The 19,329-nt window shown below is 67.8% G+C and carries 13 protein-coding genes; 9 read left to right on the top strand and 4 right to left on the bottom strand.

What is annotated here, in order from left to right; genetic code table 11:
• Positions 1–10 precede the first annotated feature (10 nt).
• The 3 genes from ACE3QC_RS05790 to ACE3QC_RS05800 all read right to left on the bottom strand — a co-directional run bounded on the left by ACE3QC_RS05790 (position 11) and on the right by ACE3QC_RS05800 (position 4,785).
• A complete protein-coding gene (locus ACE3QC_RS05790; protein ID WP_374406158.1) occupies positions 11–1,849 on the bottom strand; it encodes a diguanylate cyclase domain-containing protein in 1,839 nt (612 codons plus the stop codon).
• Between the two features lie 73 nt (positions 1,850–1,922).
• Positions 1,923–3,146 (bottom strand): MFS transporter, encoded by a 1,224-nt coding sequence (locus ACE3QC_RS05795; RefSeq protein ID WP_374406160.1) that lies wholly within the window; start codon positions 3,144–3,146, stop codon positions 1,923–1,925.
• Positions 3,147–3,279: 133 nt separating this feature from the next.
• Positions 3,280–4,785, bottom strand: a complete 1,506-nt coding sequence (locus ACE3QC_RS05800) for a tryptophan halogenase family protein (RefSeq protein WP_374406162.1) — start codon at positions 4,783–4,785, stop codon at positions 3,280–3,282.
• A gap of 153 nt (positions 4,786–4,938) precedes the next feature.
• Here ACE3QC_RS05800 and ACE3QC_RS05805 point away from each other — a divergent pair, with 153 nt between their 5' ends.
• The 6 genes from ACE3QC_RS05805 (at position 4,939) to ACE3QC_RS05830 (ending at position 15,369) form a co-directional block, all read left to right on the top strand.
• Positions 4,939–8,172: a TonB-dependent receptor gene (locus ACE3QC_RS05805; RefSeq protein ID WP_374406164.1), complete on the top strand. Its 3,234-nt coding sequence runs from the start codon at positions 4,939–4,941 to the stop codon at positions 8,170–8,172.
• 132 nt (positions 8,173–8,304) lie between these two features.
• Positions 8,305–9,357, top strand: a complete 1,053-nt coding sequence (locus tag ACE3QC_RS05810; protein WP_374406166.1) for a LacI family DNA-binding transcriptional regulator — start codon at positions 8,305–8,307, stop codon at positions 9,355–9,357.
• Positions 9,358–9,430: 73 nt separating this feature from the next.
• Positions 9,431–12,724, top strand: coding sequence for a glycoside hydrolase family 3 N-terminal domain-containing protein (locus tag ACE3QC_RS05815; RefSeq protein ID WP_374406168.1), 3,294 nt, complete (start codon positions 9,431–9,433; stop codon positions 12,722–12,724).
• Between the two features lie 321 nt (positions 12,725–13,045).
• The gene (locus ACE3QC_RS05820) at positions 13,046–14,083 is read left to right on the top strand and encodes a DUF2279 domain-containing protein (RefSeq protein ID WP_374406170.1); all 1,038 of its coding nucleotides are present in this window, start codon (positions 13,046–13,048) and stop codon (positions 14,081–14,083) included.
• Positions 14,084–14,152: 69 nt separating this feature from the next.
• Positions 14,153–14,881 (top strand): cytochrome c oxidase assembly protein, encoded by a 729-nt coding sequence (locus ACE3QC_RS05825; protein WP_374406171.1) that lies wholly within the window; start codon positions 14,153–14,155, stop codon positions 14,879–14,881.
• Complete coding sequence (locus ACE3QC_RS05830) at positions 14,878–15,369, top strand: CopD family protein (RefSeq protein ID WP_374406173.1); 492 nt, start codon at positions 14,878–14,880, stop codon at positions 15,367–15,369. The genes ACE3QC_RS05825 and ACE3QC_RS05830 overlap by 4 nt, the downstream gene beginning before the upstream one ends.
• On the opposite strand, the gene ACE3QC_RS05835 is transcribed toward ACE3QC_RS05830, so the two are convergent.
• Positions 15,339–15,857 carry a DUF2231 domain-containing protein gene (locus ACE3QC_RS05835; RefSeq protein ID WP_374406175.1) on the bottom strand — a complete coding sequence of 173 codons (519 nt, stop codon included), beginning with the start codon at positions 15,855–15,857 and terminating at the stop codon, positions 15,339–15,341. The two genes, ACE3QC_RS05830 and ACE3QC_RS05835, sit on opposite strands and share 31 nt — an antisense overlap.
• Before the next feature lie 39 nt (positions 15,858–15,896).
• Here ACE3QC_RS05835 and coxB point away from each other — a divergent pair, with 39 nt between their 5' ends.
• Genes coxB through ACE3QC_RS05850 form a run of 3 tightly spaced genes read left to right on the top strand, consistent with a single transcriptional unit; the run spans position 15,897 to position 19,326 of the window.
• The gene (gene coxB / locus ACE3QC_RS05840) at positions 15,897–16,538 is read left to right on the top strand and encodes a cytochrome c oxidase subunit II (RefSeq protein ID WP_374406177.1); all 642 of its coding nucleotides are present in this window, start codon (positions 15,897–15,899) and stop codon (positions 16,536–16,538) included.
• On the top strand, positions 16,535–19,018 hold the full coding sequence (ctaD, locus tag ACE3QC_RS05845; protein ID WP_374406179.1) for a cytochrome c oxidase subunit I: 2,484 nt from the start codon (positions 16,535–16,537) through the stop codon (positions 19,016–19,018). The genes coxB and ctaD overlap by 4 nt, the downstream gene beginning before the upstream one ends.
• Positions 19,006–19,326, top strand: coding sequence for a hypothetical protein (locus ACE3QC_RS05850; protein WP_374406181.1), 321 nt, complete (start codon positions 19,006–19,008; stop codon positions 19,324–19,326). Before ctaD ends, ACE3QC_RS05850 begins: the two co-directional genes overlap by 13 nt.
• Positions 19,327–19,329 lie beyond the last annotated feature (3 nt).

Genomic DNA, 19,329 nt, shown 5'->3' on the forward strand with positions numbered 1-19,329 from the left:
AAAAATAAGCCTATCCCACCCTCAAATGGCGCGTGCCTTCCGACGCGTCGGCCGAACGATGCTTCCATCCGAGCGGGCCGCTGGCGACGTGGACGCGGTTGCGGCCGCCAGCCTTGGCCGCGTAGAGCGGCGCGTCGGCGGTCTGCAACGCCAGCGAAACAGTGCACGGCTCGCGCAGGTGGGCCACGCCGATCGATGCCGAAACCCCGAAGTCGCGCCCGTCGGCATCGCGTATCTGGTGCTCGTGGATCTGCGCGCGCAGCCTCTCGCATATCTCCCCGATCCGGCCAGGCTCCGCACTGCGCACGACCAGACCGAATTCCTCGCCGCCGAGGCGAGCGAAGAAGCACCCATCCTTCGATAAGCGGCGCATGATGAGGGCAACGTGCTTGAGGACGAGATCGCCGACATCGTGGCCGTAACGATCGTTGATCGACTTGAAGTGGTCGAGATCGATGATCGCGAGCGAGAACGGCTGCTCGGCGGCGGCGGCGAGCGCGGGCTCCAGTTCCTTGAGGAAGGCGCGGCGATTGGGCAGCCCGGTGAGCGGATCGGTCGAGGCGTCGTGGGCGGCCTGCAGTTCCTCCTCCTTGCGCGCCGTCACGTCGCGCACGGTCACGACGAAGCCCGCGATCGCGGCACCGTTATCACCCACGGCGCGGACTTTCGCCTCGAACCACACGCTCGCGTCGTTGCGCACGACCGGGCGTTCGAGCACTTTGGTGACCCCCGGTTCGGCGGCGGCCCGGGCGAGAAGCCCGTCGATCAAGCCCTCGTCCTCCGGCGCGAAAAACGCGGCGAGCGGCATGTCGGCGAGATCGTCGACGCCGCTGAGCCGGCACGAGGCCGGTGATGCGAAGCGGATCGTCCCGGTGGCGCCGAGGCTCAGCATGGCATCGTCCGAATGGTCCGAAATCATCCGGTACAGCGCCTCGCGCCGCGTGATCGTGCCATGCACGATCTCGCGATGCTTGAGCGCGGCCGCGATGGGCAGGATCACCAGCAGCATGACCGCGAGGTAGAACTGGAGGAAGGTCGTCTGTTCGGCCAGCGGCACATCAAGCGCTGCGAAAACGCCGACGCCCAGCGCGAGCGAACTCGACGCGATGACCGCGATGACGAGGACCGAAACCGCCGCGCCGATCCTGCCCAGGCGGAAGCACGCAAAGATGGCCGGCAGGATCGGGAGGAAGAGGAGCGGGTAGGCCGCCTGGTAGAAGGCGACGGTCGCCACCGCCGCGTTGCCCAGCGTGACGGCCGCCAGTTCCCACCGGGCACGCCGTGTGGCGACCTTCATCATTCCGGCCACGCTGCCGCGCGCGAACAGGATCGCCAGCGGCAGGGCCAGCACCGTGCCGAGGCCATGTGCGGCAAACCATTGCGCCGCATGGCCGGTCCATGCGCCGCCGATAACCGATGCGACCAGAAATCCCGCCGGGACAGAGGTCACCAGCGGCCCGACCACCCCTGCAACCAGCACCAACCTGGAAAAGCCCGACCAGCTTTCGAGATAGTCGCGCCCGGGCCGCAGGCGCGCGAGCAGGCCGGCGATCAAGCCTGCTTCGAACACGTTGACGAGCGCCAGCGGGGCCGCGAGGAACGGGCCGAAGCCGAACAACGCGGTCGCGCACATGCTGAGGCAGCCGAAATAGATGATCGTGCGCGGCCACGCGCGATACGGCAGGTTCAGCAGCAGCGCCGCGAGAATGGCGGTGCCGAACCACACCAGCGCCAGCCCGCCGCCGAAACGCGTGGAAAAGATCGTCAGCGAGGTCACGGCCACGAACGCCACGGCGAACGCGACCGTCCGCCATCCCGATGGTTCGGCAATTCGTTCGGCGTCGGCCATCGGGCGGCTATGAACGCATTGGATTAAGATTTGCCGAGGATCGCCCCTGCGGTCTGCGCGAGGCCGGCGCGCGCTATCGGGCCTCGCGGCGGACGGTGCGCACGATGCTCAGCAGCAGCAGGCAGGCCATCGTCGAGAGGCCGGCCAGAAGCAGGAACAGCGCGTCGAAGCCAAATGTCGGCACCAGCGCCAGCGCGAACCACGGCATGATCAGCGACGGCACGGTGTTGGTCAGGTTGAACAATCCCAGATCGCGGCCACGCCGCGCGGGCCGGGTGAGCACGCGCAGCGTCTGGCTCGAATGGAGCGAGAGGAACACCGTGCTGGCGATGCCGAACACGACGTAGCCCGCGATCGCCCAGCCCAGCGTCGGGGCGAGCGCCATCAGCAGCAGGCCGCCGGCGACGATCGCCGCGCTCACGGCCAGCGGCATGATCGGCCGGTCCGCGCTGTCGGACCAGCGGCCTGTGAGCAAAGCCATCGGCACGCCCACGCACAGCACGATCGAAAGCAGCGTGGCGGCGTCGTTGTCGCCGTAGGCCGGCTCTATGCTGCGGAACCAGAGCAGCAGGAAGGCAAACAGAACCGCCTCGGCGAGTTGGACCAGCAGGCGCGCGAGCCACATCCGCGCGATCGCGGTGCGTCCTGTCGGATCGACCGGCGGCGGGGCAGCGCCCTTGGGCTCCGTCCGCGTCATCAGATGCGGCATCGGACGTGGCGCGCCGAACGCCACCACCGGCAGGACGAGCCCCGCCACCATCGCCGCGACCAGCCCGAGGCGGGCATCGGCGGAGGCAAGCGCGGGCACGGTCACGATCGCGCCCGACACCGCGCCGAGCGCCGGCGCGAACGACAGCAGGCCGCCGAGAAGGCCCTTCTGCCGGTCGGGCACGCAATCGCCCGCCCAGGCGGCGAGCGGAGCGAGCATCATGTTGAGGCAGGCCTGCCACACCACGATCACGGCGATCAGCGCGGGCACGCTGGTGGCCGTCCGCACCGACATCAACAGCGCGCACGACAGCGCGAGCCCGGCGATGATCCACGGGCGCCGGCAACGCGTGAGGTCGCTGAGCCAGCCGAAGCCGATGTTCGACAGGCTGGCGGAAATCGCCCCGGCGAAGGCGATGTAGGCCAGCGCGGACACCGCGTCGGCATCCCCCAGCGAAGTCACCCTGACCGGCAGCAGGATCGTCAGGAAGGGGACATAGGCGACCGCCCCGCCCGCGACGGCCAGCGCGTAGAGGTAGAGAAAGCGCGCGGATTGCCGCGGGGATGCGGCGGCTTCAGCGGCCGCCACGGTACACGTCGACCCGCCGGGTGCGGGTTTCGTCCTTCACGCTGCAGTCTCCCCCAGTCCTGTCTTTCGCGTTCGATACTTTTTTCGGGTGCCCGTCAACGCCGCGCAATCGAATTCGCGGCGGGGCCGGGGCTCAGGCCGGTGCGGGGCAATACTTGCGCAAGTAGGCGGCGTGCGAGGGCATGATGCCGACGAGGTAGCGGATCGATTTCTCGATCCCGTCGATCTCGTCGCGCAGCCGGTCGAGCGCGAGGCCGTCGGCCATCACGTTGTGGCCGCCCATTGCGATGCCCTGCCCCGTCATCACCGCTGTCCAGCTGGTCTCGTTGAACAGCTCGTCCTCCTCGCGGAAGATCTGCCCGCTGCGGCGGAACAGCTCGGTCTTCTCGGTCAGCGTGTCGGGCACCGCCATTGTGCGGCAGTGGTTCCAGAACTCCGAATCGTCGCGCGTCGTGGTGTGGTAGTGGAGGATTAGGAAATCGCGGATGCGCGCGTATTCGATCCCCGTCAGGCGGTTGAAGGCATCCTGCTGGACCTGCGTGATCCCGTCCAGCGAGAGGACCGAGACCAGCTTGCTGATCCCGGTGTTGATGAGATGGATCGAGGTCGATTCGAGCGGCTCCATGAAGCCCGCCGCGAGGCCCAGCGCGACCACGTTGCGGTTCCAGAACTTCTTGCGCCGCCCGGTGGTGAAACGCAGGAAATTGGGATCGGCGGTGGGCTTGCCCGCCATGTTCGCCACCAGGATGTCGTGCGCCTCGTCGTCGGCCATGAATTCGCTGCAATAGACGTGGCCGTTGCCGTTGCGGTGCTGCAGCGGAACCTGCCATTGCCAGCCGGCGGAATGTGCGGTGGCCCGGGTGAACGGTGCCGGCTCGCTGCCGTCGTCGCGGTTGCACGGCAGCGCCACCGCGCGGTCGCACGGCAGCCAGTGCGTCCAGTCCTCGTAGCCGGTGCCGAGCGCCTGCTCGATCAGCAGGCCGCGAAAGCCCGAGCAGTCGATGAACAGGTCGCCCGAAATCTCGCTGCCGTCGTCGAGCGTGAGCGTGGTGACGAAGCCGCTCTCGCCGTCGAGCGCGACGTCGGCGACGCGGCCCTCGCGCCGCTCCACGCCGCGCGCTTCGGCATAGCGGCGCAGGAACGCGGCATAGCGGCCCGCATCGATGTGATAGGCGTAGTTCATCGGCGGCAGGTCGTCGCTCGCATAGTCGGCGGTCCGTGCGAACTTGCCGAAATGCGCTGCCAGCGTTTCGAGGTTGAATACCTGGAGCGGCCGCCGGTCGCCTTCCGCATGGAGCCGATGCCACAGGTGGTGGAACGAGACGCCCTCGATCTCGTAGCCATAGCCGCCGAAGGGGTGGATGTAGCGATCGCCCAGCTTGCCCCAGTTGGCGAACTGGATGCCCAGCTTGAAGGTGCCCTGCACCGCGGCGAGCATCTCCGCCTCGTCGATCTCGAGCAGCTTGTTGAAATTGACGAACGGGGGAATCGTCGCTTCGCCGACGCCGACGGTGCCGATCGCTTCGGATGCGACCAGCGTGATCGCGACATCGCGCCCCGTCCTGATGCGCGACAGCGTGGCCGCCGCCATCCAGCCCGCGGTTCCGCCGCCGACTATCACGATCCGCTCGATTGCCATTTACACGCCCTCCCAAGCGCTTGCTCCGATCGCGGACACTAGCCGCGCGGGGGCGAATTGTGAACGTTCATTTTTTTCTTGTGAACGATCACAACGGGGCATATGAATGCTTCGACAGAGCGGGAAAATCCCGCCGATACATGGGAGGGTATCTTGTCCGGCTTAAGCCTGCTTTCCGCGAATCGTCTCGCCGTCCGCCGCACCGCGCTCGGAACCGTCTCCGGCCTGGCCCTTTGCCTGGGCTTCGGCACGCCTGCGCTCGCGCAGGAAACCGACGCGGGGATCGAAGAGGAAACGCCCGGCGGCACGCCCGAAGCGGTCGAAGACAACGACAACGTGATTGTCGTCTCGGGCTTCCGCGCCGCGCTCGAATCGGCGCAGAACATCAAGCGCGACGCCGACACCTTCGTCGACGTGATCACCGCCGAGGACATCGGCGCCCTGCCCGACCGCTCGGTCGCCGAAGCGCTCCAGCGCGTCCCCGGCGTCAACATCTCGCGCTTCGAACAGCGCGACGACCCCGACCGCTTCTCGGTCGAGGGGACCGGGGTGATCATCCGCGGCCTGCCCTACGTCCGCTCCGAACTCAACGGACGCGACATCTTCTCGGCCAACGGCGGCCGCGCGCTGAGCTTCAACGACGTCTCGCCCGAGCTGCTGGGCCGCGTCGAAGTGTTCAAGAACCAGACCGCCGACATGATCGAAGGCGGGATCGCGGGCACCGTCAATCTCGTCACCCGCAAGCCGCTCGACAATCCGGGCTTCAAGCTTGCCGGCACGATCGAGGCGAACTACGGCGATCTCGCCGAGGAATGGTCGCCGGGCTTCTCCGTCCTCGCGTCGAACACCTTCGACACGGGGATCGGCATGTTCGGGATCCAGTTCGGCTACGCCCAGCAGGAACTCGTCACGCGCACCGACGCCTCGCAAGTCACCGATCCCTGCTATCGCGCCGACACGCTCGACGCGCCGTGCATTCGCGTGCGGCCGGTGGGCTCGGGCGGCTTCGCAGGCGAAGACACCTTCGACGAGAGCAATTTCCCGCCTGCCGGCAGCGTGATCGTGCCCAAGGGCGCGGGCGTGCGCACCACCGACCTGACGCGCGACCGCCGTGCCTATTCGGGCATCGTGCAGTGGGAGAGCACCGACGGGCGGGCCGAAGTCACGCTCGAATACCTGCGCGCCGAAACCGAGGCGACGCTCAACGAATTCGCCGCGCTGGCGCAAGTGAACGATGACCTGCTGTTCCCACTGGTCGCCCCCGGCACGACCCCGACGTTTCGCGACGGCAGGGTCGAGACGATCACGCTAACGCAGAATTCGCCCAACAACGTCACCGGCATCCCGACCGAACTGCTTCGCTTCCAGCGCGAGGACGATGCGATGACCGAGGATTTCTCGGCCAACATCCGCCTCAGCCCGAGCGACCGTTTGTCGTTCAATTTCGAAGTCCAGCACATCACGTCCGACCGCAACGAGGACGGGTTCATCGCTGCGTTGCAGACTTTCACCGACATCTACATCGACAATTCGGGCACGACCCCGGTGGTGCAGTTCCTCCAGCCCGGCACCAGCGGATCGCCCGGCTCCTACTTCACCGATCCGAACCTGCTCTATTACTGGTTCAATATCGACAACCAGGTCCGCAACGAAGGCACGCTCGACAGCCTGCGGATGGATTCGGAGTACGAGATCGGCGACGGTTTCTTCAAGCGCGCCCGCTTCGGCGCGCGCTGGGCCGACCGCAACCGCGTGACGCGCAACACCAACTTTTCCAACTGGAGCAACCTCGGCGCGGCGTGGACCGGTCGCAACGGAAACTGGAACGGCGACGATCCGCAGGCCTTCGGCCCCGGCGGCGCCTACGTCGCCGACTTCCCCGAGTATGCGAACATCTACGATCCGTTCGGCGACGGTTTCCAGCGCGGCAACGCGCCGACACCGTTCGGCGACGGCGCTGGGTTCTTCTTCGGCGGCGACAACCTGGTGGAGGAATATCTCAGCGGCCTGACCGAAGAGCAGATCAACCAGATCCGCGCCTTCACGCTTACGCCCGAAGGCCGTCCGCTGATCTACAACCGCGACGGCCTGGTCCCCGGCACGCCTTATCTTCCGGGTGAAATTTCCGACGTCGACGAGAACTCGTTCGGCGCATACCTGCGCGTCGATTTCGGGATGGACGACCTGTTCGGCAACGGCTGGGTGCTGGAAGGCAATATCGGGCTGCGCTACGTCGACACCGAAGTCAGCACGATCGGCGCGATCAGCTACCCGACGCCGCTGACGTTCGACGATCCGTCCAATCCGGGCAACACCGGCGACGGCGACGGAGTGGTGACGGTCGCTGACATTCGTGCGCGCTGCGCGAACACCCAGCCGGGGCAGGACGTGCCCGGCTTCTGCAGCCTGTCGGATGCGCGGCTGGCGGAATTCGCCTCGATCTACACCGGCGAGAGCGTGGCAGATAACACCGGCCTGTCCTACGACCACTGGCTGCCGAGCTTGAACGTCAAGCTCGACGTGGGCGGCGGCCTGCTGTTCCGCGGGGCGGTTTCCAAGGGCCTCGCCCGCCCCGACCTCGCGGCCTACCGCAGTGGTGGCGGGATCGGCGACAACACCAACAATCTTCGCGCGCAAGGCACGCTCGAAACCGGCCCGCTGTTCCAGATATTCACCGGCAACCGCTTCCTGATGCCGGTGGAATCGTGGAACTACGACCTGTCCGCAGAATGGTACTTCAACACTGTCGGCTCGCTCACCGCATCGCTGTTCCTCAAGGAAATCAGCAATGTCGTGAACGAAGGCGCCGCCATCCGGAGCTTCACCAGCCCCAGCGGAGCGACCACCGACGTGCTGGTCAACGGCCCCTACAATACCGACGAAGGTACGCTGAAAGGCTTCGAGCTTGCCTACCAGCAGAGCTACGATTTCCTGCCCGGAATCCTCAGCGGGCTGGGATCGCAGCTGACCTATACCTACGTCGACGCGGGCGATTTCAACAATTCGACACTGGGCGCGGAGCAGAGCCCGTTCGCGAGCGGCCTGCCGCTGGCGGGTGTCTCGAAGCACACCGTCAACGCGGTCGTGTTCTACGAGAAGGGGCCGCTCTCGGCGCGCGCGGCCTACAACTGGCGATCGGAGTTCCTTCAGACGCCGCGCGACGTGATCTTCCCCTATTCGCCGATCTACGGTGAATCGACCGGGCAGCTCGACGCGTCGATCTTCTTCGCGCTCACCGACAGGATCAAGCTCGGCGTGCAGGGGGTGAACCTGCTCGACGAAGTCACGCGGACGTCGCAGGTGATCGATTTCGACGGCACGCGGGTCACCCGGTCCGCCTTCCGCAACGATCGGCGCTACACATTCGTGGCGAGGTTCGACTTCTGATCGCACGATTGCATTGGCGGGCGAGGCTCGGATAACAGGTATGAACCCCGGCCTCCCCGACACTGCACGCGACAACCTCTCGGGTGCGAGCCCACCGCGCCTCGCGCGCCACTTGGATCAATCGGACCCGCCATGAGCAGTCGCCGCCAGGCCGTCACGATCAAGCATGTTGCCGCGCACGCTGGCGTGTCGCTGCAAACCGTCAGCCGGGTGATCAACGACGGCCCCAACGTGCGGCCCGCGATGCGCGAGCGCGTGCAGGCCGCGATCGATGCGCTCGGCTACGTCCCCTCGATCGCCGCACAGCGGATGAACGGGAAGCGATCCTACCTGATCCTGGCGATCAACGACCGCGAGCGCACGATCGCCGACTGGCGCAGCCGCGAGGGCGGCGACTGGGTCGACCAGATGCTGCTCGGCGGCATGCTCAAGTGCGCCGAGCACGGCTATCGGCTGATCTTCGAACTGGTCGACACACACAACGACCATGTCGAGCGCGAGTTGGCCGCCGCTCTCGCCTCGCTGCGTCCCGACGGCGTGGTGCTGACCCCGCCGCACTCGGACAATCCGCTGATCGGCCGCCTGCTCGACGAGCACAATATCCCCTACGCCCGGATCGGATCGAAGGAGCAGGGGTCGGGGATTTCGCTGACGATGGATGACGAAGGCTCGGCCCGCGCCGCGACGGAACACCTGATCGCGCTGGGCCATCGCGCGATCGGCTTCATCGCCGGCCCGACCGAATATTCGCTCAGCGAATGGCGCGTCGCGGGCTGGCGCGATGCGATGGATGCCGCCGGTCTGCCGGCCGACGGCCTGCTGGCGCGCGGCGACTTCACCTATCGCTCCGGCTTTTCCGCCGCACAGGATCTGCTGACGCGCCCCCAGCGCCCGACCGCGATCGTCGCCAGCAGCGACCAGATGACACTCGCGGCGCTCGAGGCCGCAAGCGCGGCGGGCCTGGACGTGCCGCACGACCTCTCGCTGATAAGCTTCGACAACACCCCCATCGTGCGGTTTTCGCAGCCGCCGCTGACCGCGATCGATCAGCCGATCGCCGAAACCGTCGCGCGTGCGGTGGACCTGCTGATCGAAGCGGTGAAGACCGGCGCGCCCACCAGCGGGGTCGTGACCGTGTCCGGCGCGCTCATCGAACGCAGTTCCACCACACCACCCCCGACCTGACGAGCGGCTCCCACCGGGGTCTCAGGCAGTCGGAAAGAAGCCGTTTCAACACCAAGCTCTCGAGAGGACTGATATGGACTGGCGCATCGGCATAGCGACCCTGGCCCTGGCGACCGGGGGCTGCGGCGGCGTATTGGCGCAGGACGGCCTCGCGTCCTCCGCCGGGATGGCGCAGGCGGACCCGGCCAACTGGCCGACGGCTTCCTCCCCCGATGCGCTGAGCGATCCGGCGACCGAAGCGCGCATCGACGCGCTGATCGCGCGCATGTCGCTCGAACAGAAGGTCGGGCAGTTGGTGCAGGCGGATATCAGCGCGATCGAGCCCGCCGACCTCGCCGAATATCCGCTCGGCTCGATCCTCGCGGGCGGCAATAGCGGCCCATACGGCAACGAGCGAGCGAGCGCGGCGGACTGGAACCGGCTGGTGCGCGAGTTCCGCGCCGCCTCGCTCGCCAATGGCGAAAACGGCGTGGCGATCCCGATCATCTTCGGGGTGGACGCGGTCCACGGCCACAATAACATCCCGAACGCCACCGTCTTCCCGCACAACATCGGCCTCGGCGCGGCGCACGATCCCGACCTGATCCGCCGCATCGGCGAGGCCACCGCGCGCGAGATCGCGGCGAGCGGCATCGAGTGGACCTTCGCGCCGACGCTGGCGGTGCCGCAGGACCCGCGCTGGGGCCGCACTTACGAGGGATATTCTTCCGATCCCACGCTCGTCGCATCCTACGGCGGGGCGATGGTCGAAGGATTGCAGGGCGATCTCGCCCCGGGCCGCCAACTCGCCGCAGGCAAGGTCGCGGCGACGGCCAAGCATTTCCTCGCCGACGGCGGCACTCTCAATGGCGTCGATCAGGGCGATGCGCGGATCGACGAGGCCGAACTCGTGAGGGTTCACGCCGCGGGCTATCCGGCGGCGATCGACGCGGGCGCGCTGACCGTGATGGCCAGCTTCTCGAGCTGGAACGGCGCGAAGCACCACGGCAACCGCTCGCTGCTGACCGACGTGCTGAAGGACCGGATGGGCTTCGACGGGTTCGTGGTGGGCGACTGGAATGGGCACGGGCAGGTGGCGGATTGCACGGTCGTCTCGTGCCCCGCCTCGATCAACGCCGGGCTGGACATGTTCATGGCGCCCGACAGCTGGAAGCAGCTCTACGCCAACACGCTGGCGCAGGCGCGCGACGGCACGATCCCGCAGGCGCGCGTGGACGATGCGGTGCGGCGCATCCTGCGGGTGAAGGCCAAGCTGGGCCTGCTCGACGATCCGATGCGCGAACGGGCGGATTACGCCGCGATCGGTTCCGCCGAGCACCTGGCGCTGGCGCGCGAAGCGGTGGCGAAATCGCTCGTGCTCTTGAAGAACAACGGCTCCGCCCTGCCGATCGCGCCCGGCGCGAACGTGCTGGTGGCGGGGCGCGGCGCCGACGACATGGCGATGCAGAACGGCGGCTGGACGGTGAGCTGGCAGGGCGCCGATGTGACCAAGGCCGACTTCACCAATGGGCAGACGATCTGGCAGGCGCTGTCCTCCGCGATCGGCGAGGCGGGCGGCACCGCCGCGCTTTCGGCGGACGGGTCGTTCTCCGCCAAGCCCGACGTCGCGGTGGTGGTGTTCGGCGAGACGCCGTATGCCGAAATGCAGGGCGACGTGCCCACGCTCGACTACCAGCCGACCGGCGCGGAAGACCTCGCGCTGCTGCGCAAGCTGAAGGATCAGGGCATCCCGGTCGTCTCGGTGTTCCTCTCGGGCCGGCCGATGTTCGTCAGCCCCGAGATCAATGCCTCCGATGCGTTCGTCGCCGCATGGCTGCCCGGCACGCAGGCCGATGGTATCGCCGACGTACTGGTGGCGCAGCGCTCGGGCGAACCGGCGCGCGATTTCACCGGCAAGCTCTCGTTCGCCTGGCCCGCCGATGCGCGCTCCCCGGTGGCCGAGCCGCTGTTCGACCGCGGCTACGGCCTCAGCTACGCCGCGCCGCAGACGGTGCCTGCGCTGCCCGAAGACCTCGGCGTCGATCTCGCCGAAGCGCTCAACCTCGACACGTTCTTCGCCGACGGCCGTGCGCCCGATCCGTGGGTACTGTCGCTGTCCGACGCAGGCGGCAAGCGCCCCATCGGGCCGGGCGAGACGACCAGCCCCGGAGGCACGCTGTCGGTCCGCTCGGTCGATGTGACCGCGCAGGAAGACGGCAAGGCATTCGCCTGGACCGGCCCCGGCCAAGTCCTGATCGAAGGCCCCCCGGCCGACCTCTCGGTCGCTTACGAGGATAACGACGTGCTGCGCGTGGACCTGCGGGTCGACCGGCCGGGCGGCGGCGCGGCGGCGCTCGCGCTCCATGGCGGTACGGTCCCGCTCGGCCCGTGGATCGCCAGCGCCCCGGCGGGCGAAGTCGCCACCCTGCGGGTGCCGCTACGCTGTTTGGCGGGCGACGCCGCCGAACTCGAACGCGTCGGCACCGCGCTGCGGATCGACGGCGATGCGGGCCTGGCGCTGACGCTGCTCGAGGCGCGGATCGAGGATGGCGACGGCGCGGCGAAGTGTCCCGCAGCGTCGGGCACCGCCGCCGCGACGCCCGGCGCGCTGATCTTCTCCGACGATTTCGACACCGGCACGCTCGATCGCAGCAAGTGGAACGTCGAAGGCCCCACGTTCTGGGTCAACAACGAGCAGCAGGCCTACGTCGATTCGCCCGAGACGATCCATTTCCTTCCCGCGGGCGCGGTGCCGGGCGCGGAGGACGGCGTGCTCGTGCTCCAGCCGCGTTTCAGCGAGGGATTCGAGACCCCGACGGGGCGCAAGGCGGACTTCGTTTCGGGCCGGATCAACACCCGCGGCAAGTTCGACTTCACCCATGGGCGGGCCTCCGCGCGCATCCGCATGCCCGATGCCGAAGGCGTGTGGCCCGCGTTCTGGCTGCTCGGCAACGGCGATTGGCCCACGGCCGGCGAAATCGACATCCTCGAATATGTCGGTGAGAAGGACTGGGTTGGTGTGGCGCTGCACGGCCCCGGCTATTCGGGCGAAACCCCGCTGGTGAACAAGTTCATGTTCGAGAACGGCATCGACGTGACCCAGTGGCACGAATACGCGGTGGAATGGACGAGCAGCGAAATCCTGTTTCAGGTCGACGGGCGCACGACCTACCGCGTCACCCGCCCGATGGTCGAACACTATGGCAAGTGGGTGTTCGACGCCCCACAATACGTGATCGTCAACTTCGCGCTGGGCGGCGCCTATCCGTTCAAGACCAACGGGATCGAGGAACCGTACAACGGCCTGCCCGCCGAGACGGTCGAGCGGATCAAGGCCGGGGACATCCGCATGGAAGTCGACTGGGTCCGCGTCCACGCAGCAGAATGAACCGGAGAGCCGGGGAGATCGACCTGCAGATCGTGCGTTTCGATCAGTGCCAGCATGGCATGATGGACGATGGACGCGGCGGGGCGGATTGATAGCCCGACCTTTTATGTCAGCCTGTCGGGCTCCGGCCTGCCGGGTGCCACCGCTTGCGCAAACGCCGCGAAAAAGCTTACAAATTCAGCAGACAGCATCCGGCAGGTGCCCTAGGGCGCATCCGCACCGCATCATCGACGTCTCGATACGAAAGGGAGCACGATGCTCTACCAATTGACGGGGCGGGGCCGGGTTCGCCGGCCGCGTCTTGCCCGGGCCGCAGCGGTCGTGGCCGGAGGCTTCGCGACCTGCATCGCCAGCAGCCCCGTGCTTGCCGCCGAACACGATATCGTCGACCTGTCGTCCGCCGGACTTGCGACGCTCGACGACGCCTTCGCGCCCGGACGACCGGCCCTGTCCGAGCCGATCTTCGACGCCGCGCCCGGCGCGATCGCGATGGCGACCGTGTCGCTCCAGGCCGAACCGACTTCACCGCCGGACGTTTACGGCCCGCAGGAATCCGCTTCACTCGCAGCGGACGCGCGGCCCACGCGCTCCTACGCCTCGTTCGGCGAGGACGTTTCCGCGATCAAATGGGAATTCGCCGCGGTGATGGGCTATTATACCGCGACCAACGCGCCCAAGCTGTTCAAGAACCCGCGACTGCCCCATTTCAAAAGCGAAGGCTGGTTCGGCAGGTCGACCAACAACGTCGGCGTCGACAAGCTCGCCCACGTCTATTCTGCCTATGTCGTCAGCGAGTTGTTCTACGCGCGGCTCAAGCACAAGACCGGCGATGCGCCGGGTATCCAGTACACCGCCGCCGCGCTGGCGTCGGGCGTCATGCTGTGGTCCGAACTGTTCGACAGCATCGAGCCCGACAGCGGCTGGTCGTGGGAAGACGTCGCGATGAACACCGCCGGCGCGGGCCTTTCGATCCTGCGCAATTCGGTGCCCGATCTCGACCAGAAGCTGGATTTCCGGCTCATGATCGAGCCGAACGAAGATATCTACAGCGTCAACGGCAAGCCGCATTTCGAACAGCAGCGGTATTTCTTCGCGCTCAAGTCGGCCGGGTTCGAGGCGTTCGAGCGCAGCCCGCTGCGTTTCCTCGAACTGCACCTCGGCTACCACGGGGACGATTTCCGGCTCGAGGACAGGGCCGCGGGGATCACGCCCAAGCGCCACATTTTCGTGGGCATCGGCCTGAACCTGCGCGAACTGCTGTTCAAGAATTCCCGCAGCCGGGTCGGCCGCGCGGCGGGCGAAGTGCTCGATTACTTCCAGCTGCCCTACACTGCCGTGCACACGCATGTGACGGACTGACTGCGGGCGGCGGTGACATAGCCGGGCACAAAGGTTACGCATCGACCCGTTCGACGAGAGCGAGATAGCATGGCTGCAAGCCTTCACTTCCTGCATGGCCGCTATTGCGGCCCCCCGCCCGAGCCGCACGGCCTGTGGGGCGCGTGGAACGGCGACCCGGCGCTGCTCGCGCTGTTCGTCTGCGCGATCGCGATCACGGTGCGGCTGCCGAGCGAGCGGCGCGCGATGTGGCTCGGGGCGATCTTCGCCCTCGCCCTCGCCTTCCTCTCGCCGCTGTGTGCGCTGTCGAGCGCGCTGTTTTCCGCGCGGGCCGTACATCACCTGCTCATCGTCGGGGCCGCCGCGCCGCTGCTCGCGCTGGCCGTGGGCCGCGCGCCGCGCATCGGCCCGGCCGCTTCGCTCGCGCTGTTCACCGCCGTGTTGTGGCTATGGCACGTGCCGCTGTTCTACGACGCGGCGCTGGCGAACAAGGCATTGTACTGGCTGATGCAGGCCAGCCTGCTCGGCGCGTCGTGGCTGTTCTGGTCGGCGGTGATCGGCGGGCGGCCGGGCGCCGACGTGATGGCGCTGGTCGGCGCGACGATCCAGATGGGGTTCCTCGGAGCGCTGCTCTCGTTCGCGCCCGATCCGCTCTACGCCTCGCACCTCGCCACCACCGTGCCGTTCGGGCTCGGGCCGTTGGAAGATCAGCAGCTCGCCGGGCTGCTAATGTGGGTGCCGGGGATGCTGCCGTTCGCGTTCTGGGCGGCGTGGCTGGGCGCGCGGCGCTGGCGCCATCTCGCGGCGGCGAGCGCATGATCCTGACGTGGATGAAGGCGCTGCACCTGGCCGCGCTGATCGTGTGGTGCGCGGGCCTGATCGCGTTGCCGCTGCTGCTGCGCAAACACGAGCTGGTGGAAAACCAGGCGAGCTACACGCGGCTGCGCCTCATCACGCACAACGGCTATGTCCGCATCCTGACGCCCGCCGCGGTGATCGCCATCGGGGCCGGAACCGCGCTGATCTGGCTCGCCCCGGCGTTCGAGCCGTGGCTGTTCGCCAAGCTGGTCGCGGTGGGCGTGCTGGTGGCGCTGCACATGCTGGTCGGGCGCGTGGTGATCCTGATGAGCGAGCGGAGCGGACGGCACACCCCGATGTGGTTCATCCCGCTGGAAATCGCCACCTTCGCGACGCTGGCGGTGATCCTAATCCTCGTGCTCGCGAAACCGGACATTCCCGACATCTTCCCCGCCTGGCTCACCGAACCGCAGGGCCATCAGCTGCCCGTGCGCGAGATACCGATTTGATATTCGAACACCAACTTGCCGCCGTGCCAGCCGGTGAACGCCGTGAACACCAGCGCGAACGCCGACAGGAGCAGGCCGTAGGGCAGGATCGCCTGTTCGTATCCGCCCAGCCGGTAGCCCCAGTTGGCGGCGAGGACGGACAGCAGCGTCATCGCGATGGCGAAATGGGTCCAGCTCGCGGCGCGCACGCGAATGCCGGGCACCATCAGCAGTTCGACCGTGCCCGCGATGCCCGCGAGCACGCCGAACAGGAACGCCATCCCCGCCGCCCACAGCGCGGCACGCGCCCAGAACAGGTCGCCCGTCCACCAGTAGAACAGGTCCGCACCCAGCACGCAGGGGGTCAGACCGATGGGGAACGCCACCAGCATGGCATGGATCGGATGGCCCGCCAGCGCGATCTTGGATTCGATGCGGTGGAAGGTCGGGTCTTCCTCGATCGGGTCGACGAGTTCCTCTTCCGCCGCCTGTTCCTTGGTTTCCGCCATCGCCACGCCGCCCTTGTCCGTATGCTCGGGCTGGTGCCCGTGGCTCTCCTTGCGGCATGCGCGGGGCCGCTGTCCACTCTCGATCCGGCCGGCCCGTCGGCGCGGGCGGTGGCGGACCTGTGGTGGATCATGCTCGCGGGTGCGGGGGCACTGTGCCTGCTGGTGTTCGGCTTGCTGGCGGTCGCGCTGCTGCGCCCGTCGATGAGCCGGGGGAACAGCGAGCGGCTGTGGCTCGGCTGGCTGGGCGTGGCGATGCCCTGCGTCGTGCTGGCCGCGCTGCTGGTCTATGCCCTCGCGCTGATGGCGCGGCAGGCGCCGGGCGAGCCCGCGGCCTCGATGACGGTGGGCGTGGAGGCGCGGCAATATGCCTGGGCCTTTACGCATCAGCGCGGCGGCACGCCGATCGCGACCGAGAACGTGCTGAATATCCCGGCGGGCCGCCCCGTCGATCTGGAGATCACCGCCATCGACGTGATCCACAGCTTCTGGATTCCGCGGCTGGCGGGCAAGATGGATGCGATCCCCGGCCACGTGAACCGCATCAGGATCGAGGCCGACGCGCCGGGGCGCTATCGCGGCGTCTGCGCCGAATATTGCGGCGTCGGCCATCAGGGGCACGGGTTCACCGTAATCGCGCACGATGCGCGGGGCTGGGCCGAATTCGCAGGGGGCAGCGAATGAAGGCGCTGCGCCTCCACCGCGAGCTCGACCGGATCTGGCGCAACGATCCGGGCTGGAAGGGCATGTTCACGAACGTGAACCATACCGATCTGGGCAAGCGCTTCATCCTCGCCTCGTTCGTGTTCTTCGCCATCGGCGGCATTCTGGCGATGCTGATCCGCGCGCAGCTCGCCACGCCGGGCAGCGCCTTCGTGGGGCCGGAAATCTACAACCAGCTGTTCACGATGCACGGCAGCATCATGATGTTCCTGTTCGCGATTCCCCTGATCGAAGGGGTGGCGATCTACCTGCTGCCCAAGATCCTCGGCGCGCGCGATCTCGCCTATCCGCGCCTCACCGCGCTCGGCTGGTGGTGCTACCTGTTCGGCGGCACGATCCTGATCGTGGCGATGCTGGCGGGCTATGCGCCCGATGCGGGCTGGTTCCTCTACCCCCCGCTGTCGGGCAAGGAATACACCCCCGGCATCAACTCCGACGTCTGGCTGCTGGGCATCACCTTCGTCGAGATTTCGGCGATGTGCGCCGCGATCGAGATCATCGTCACCATCCTGAAATTCCGCGCGGCGGGCATGCGGCTGGACCGGATGCCGATCATGGCCTGGTACCTGCTGGTCACCGCCGGAATGATGGTGTTCGCCTTCCCGCCGCTGATCCTCGGCTCGATCCTGCTGGAGGTGGAGCGCGCGTTCGGCTGGCCGATCTACGCGCCCGCGACCGGCGGATCGCCGCTGCTGTGGCAACACCTGTTCTGGCTGTTCGGTCACCCAGAGGTCTACATCATCTTCCTGCCCGCTGCGGGCGCGATATCGACCATCCTGCCGGTGATGGCGCGCACCCGGCTGTTGGGATACGGGATGATCGTCGCGGCGATCTTCGCCCTCGCCTTCCTCAGCTTCGGGCTGTGGGTGCACCACATGTTCACCACCGGCATCCCGAAGATGGCGCTGGGGTTCTTTTCCGCCGCATCGACGCTGGTGGCGGTCCCCACCGCGGTGCAGATCTTCGCGTGGCTGGGCACGCTGTGGATCGGCCACCCGGAACGGCGGCTGCCGATGCTCTACATCGTCGGCTTCTTCGTCGTGTTCGTGATCGGCGGGCTGACGGGCGTGATGCTGGCCGTAGTGCCGTTCGACGCGCAGGCGCACGATACCGCGTTCGTCACCGCCCACCTGCATTACGTGCTGGTCGGCGGGTTCGTGTTCCCGATGCTGGCGGCGACCTACTACTGGCTGCCCCACGTCAGCGGGCGTGGCCGGATCATGCATCTGGGCGAAGCGGCGTTCTGGCTGATCTTCATCGGCTTCAACATGACCTTCCTGCTGATGCACGTGGTCGGCTTGCTGGGGATGCCGCGCCGGATCGATACCTATCCGGCCGACATCGGGTGGACCGCCTACAACCTCCTGTCCTCGGTCGGCTCGTTCGTGCTCGCGTTCGGCTTCGGGCTGTTCCTGATCGACGTGATCCTGCAACTATGGCTTCGGCGCGACAACGTGCGCAATCCGTGGCGCGCGGGCACGCTGGAATGGGCGATGCCGACCCCTTCGCCGAGCTACAACTTCGCCAGCCTGCCCACCGTGGAAAGCCGCGAGCCGCTGCACGACCGGCCCGAACTGCCGCTGGAACTGGTGCGCGGCGAAGGCCTGCTGGCACGCACGCGCGACGGGCGGCGCGAGACGCTGGCGGTCGACAGCGTCACCGGCGCGCCCGCCTATGTCGCGGTGCTGCCGGGCAACAGCGCATTGCCGCTGTATATCGCGCTGGTGCTGGCGGGCTTCTTCCTGTGCATGCTGTTCGGGCTCTATCCGGTCGCGCCGCTGTTCCTGATCGTCGTCGCGGTGCTCGGCTGGCGCTGGTGCTGGAGCCTGGGCGAGCGGCGCGACGTCGGCCCGGTCGATGCCGGAAATGGCCTCGAACTGCCGGTCGGCGGCGAAACGCGCGAGTCGACCGGGTGGCTCGGCAGCATCCTCGCCATCGCGGCCAGCGCCACGTTTTTCATCTCGCTGCTGTTCGGCTGGGCCTTCCTGTGGACGGTGGCGCCCGACTGGCCCCCGCCGCGGATCATCGCGCCGCTCGCGCTGCAACCCGCCCTGATGGCCTTCGGCGCGATCGCCGCCGTCGCGGGCCTGCGGATGGCACTGCGCGACCTGCATCGCGGCGCGCGGCCGCAGCGCGGGATATGGCTCGCGATCGTCGGCCAGTCGATCACGATCGCGATGCTCGGCTGGGCGCTCACCGCCCTGCCCCCGCCCACGAGCCACGCCTATGCCGCCACGACCGCCTGCATCGGCATCTACGCGCTGTTCCACGCCGGGCTGTCGGTCGCGATGGCCGCCTTCGCGCACCGCCGGATCGCGAAGGGATACGTCTCGCCCGCGCGCGACAGCGATCTGCGCGTGGCGGTCCTCTGGAACGACTACGCGGCCGGGGCGGCAGCCGCCGCGATGCTGGCGATCGCCCTGCCGGGGTGGCTCGCATGACGGCGCTGCTCCGGCTGAGCGCGGGCCTCGTCTGGTGGGCGATCGCCTTTGCGCTGATCTACGCGGCCCACGGCGTGAGCTGCAGCGCCGGGCTGGACCGGGTGCCGTTGCTCGGCGGCACCGGCCACGCCGTGCTGCTGCTGGCCCTGTGGGCAGCCAGTCTGGCGATCGCTGCGGCGATAGTGTTCTGGCAGATCAGGCACCGCGGCGAAGTGCTGCACACCGCGAGCGTGGCGCTGTCGCTCACCGGATTGGGGGCGATAGCGATAGGCGGCCTGCCGATCCTGATCGTTCCGGCCTGTATCTGACCG

Source organism: Pelagerythrobacter sp. (assembly GCF_041912895.1).
GTDB lineage: Bacteria > Pseudomonadota > Alphaproteobacteria > Sphingomonadales > Sphingomonadaceae > Pelagerythrobacter.

Coding starts and splice junctions, on each gene's coding strand:
- ACE3QC_RS05790 (WP_374406158.1), bottom strand. CDS start 1,849: ATGGCCGACGCCGAACGAATTGCCGAACCATCGGGATGGCGGACGGTC.
- ACE3QC_RS05800 (WP_374406162.1), bottom strand. CDS start 4,785: ATGGCAATCGAGCGGATCGTGATAGTCGGCGGCGGAACCGCGGGCTGG.
- ACE3QC_RS05810 (WP_374406166.1), top strand. CDS start 8,305: ATGAGCAGTCGCCGCCAGGCCGTCACGATCAAGCATGTTGCCGCGCAC.
- ACE3QC_RS05815 (WP_374406168.1), top strand. CDS start 9,431: ATGGACTGGCGCATCGGCATAGCGACCCTGGCCCTGGCGACCGGGGGC.
- ACE3QC_RS05825 (WP_374406171.1), top strand. CDS start 14,153: ATGGCTGCAAGCCTTCACTTCCTGCATGGCCGCTATTGCGGCCCCCCG.
- ACE3QC_RS05830 (WP_374406173.1), top strand. CDS start 14,878: ATGATCCTGACGTGGATGAAGGCGCTGCACCTGGCCGCGCTGATCGTG.
- ACE3QC_RS05835 (WP_374406175.1), bottom strand. CDS start 15,857: ATGGCGGAAACCAAGGAACAGGCGGCGGAAGAGGAACTCGTCGACCCG.
- ctaD (WP_374406179.1), top strand. CDS start 16,535: ATGAAGGCGCTGCGCCTCCACCGCGAGCTCGACCGGATCTGGCGCAAC.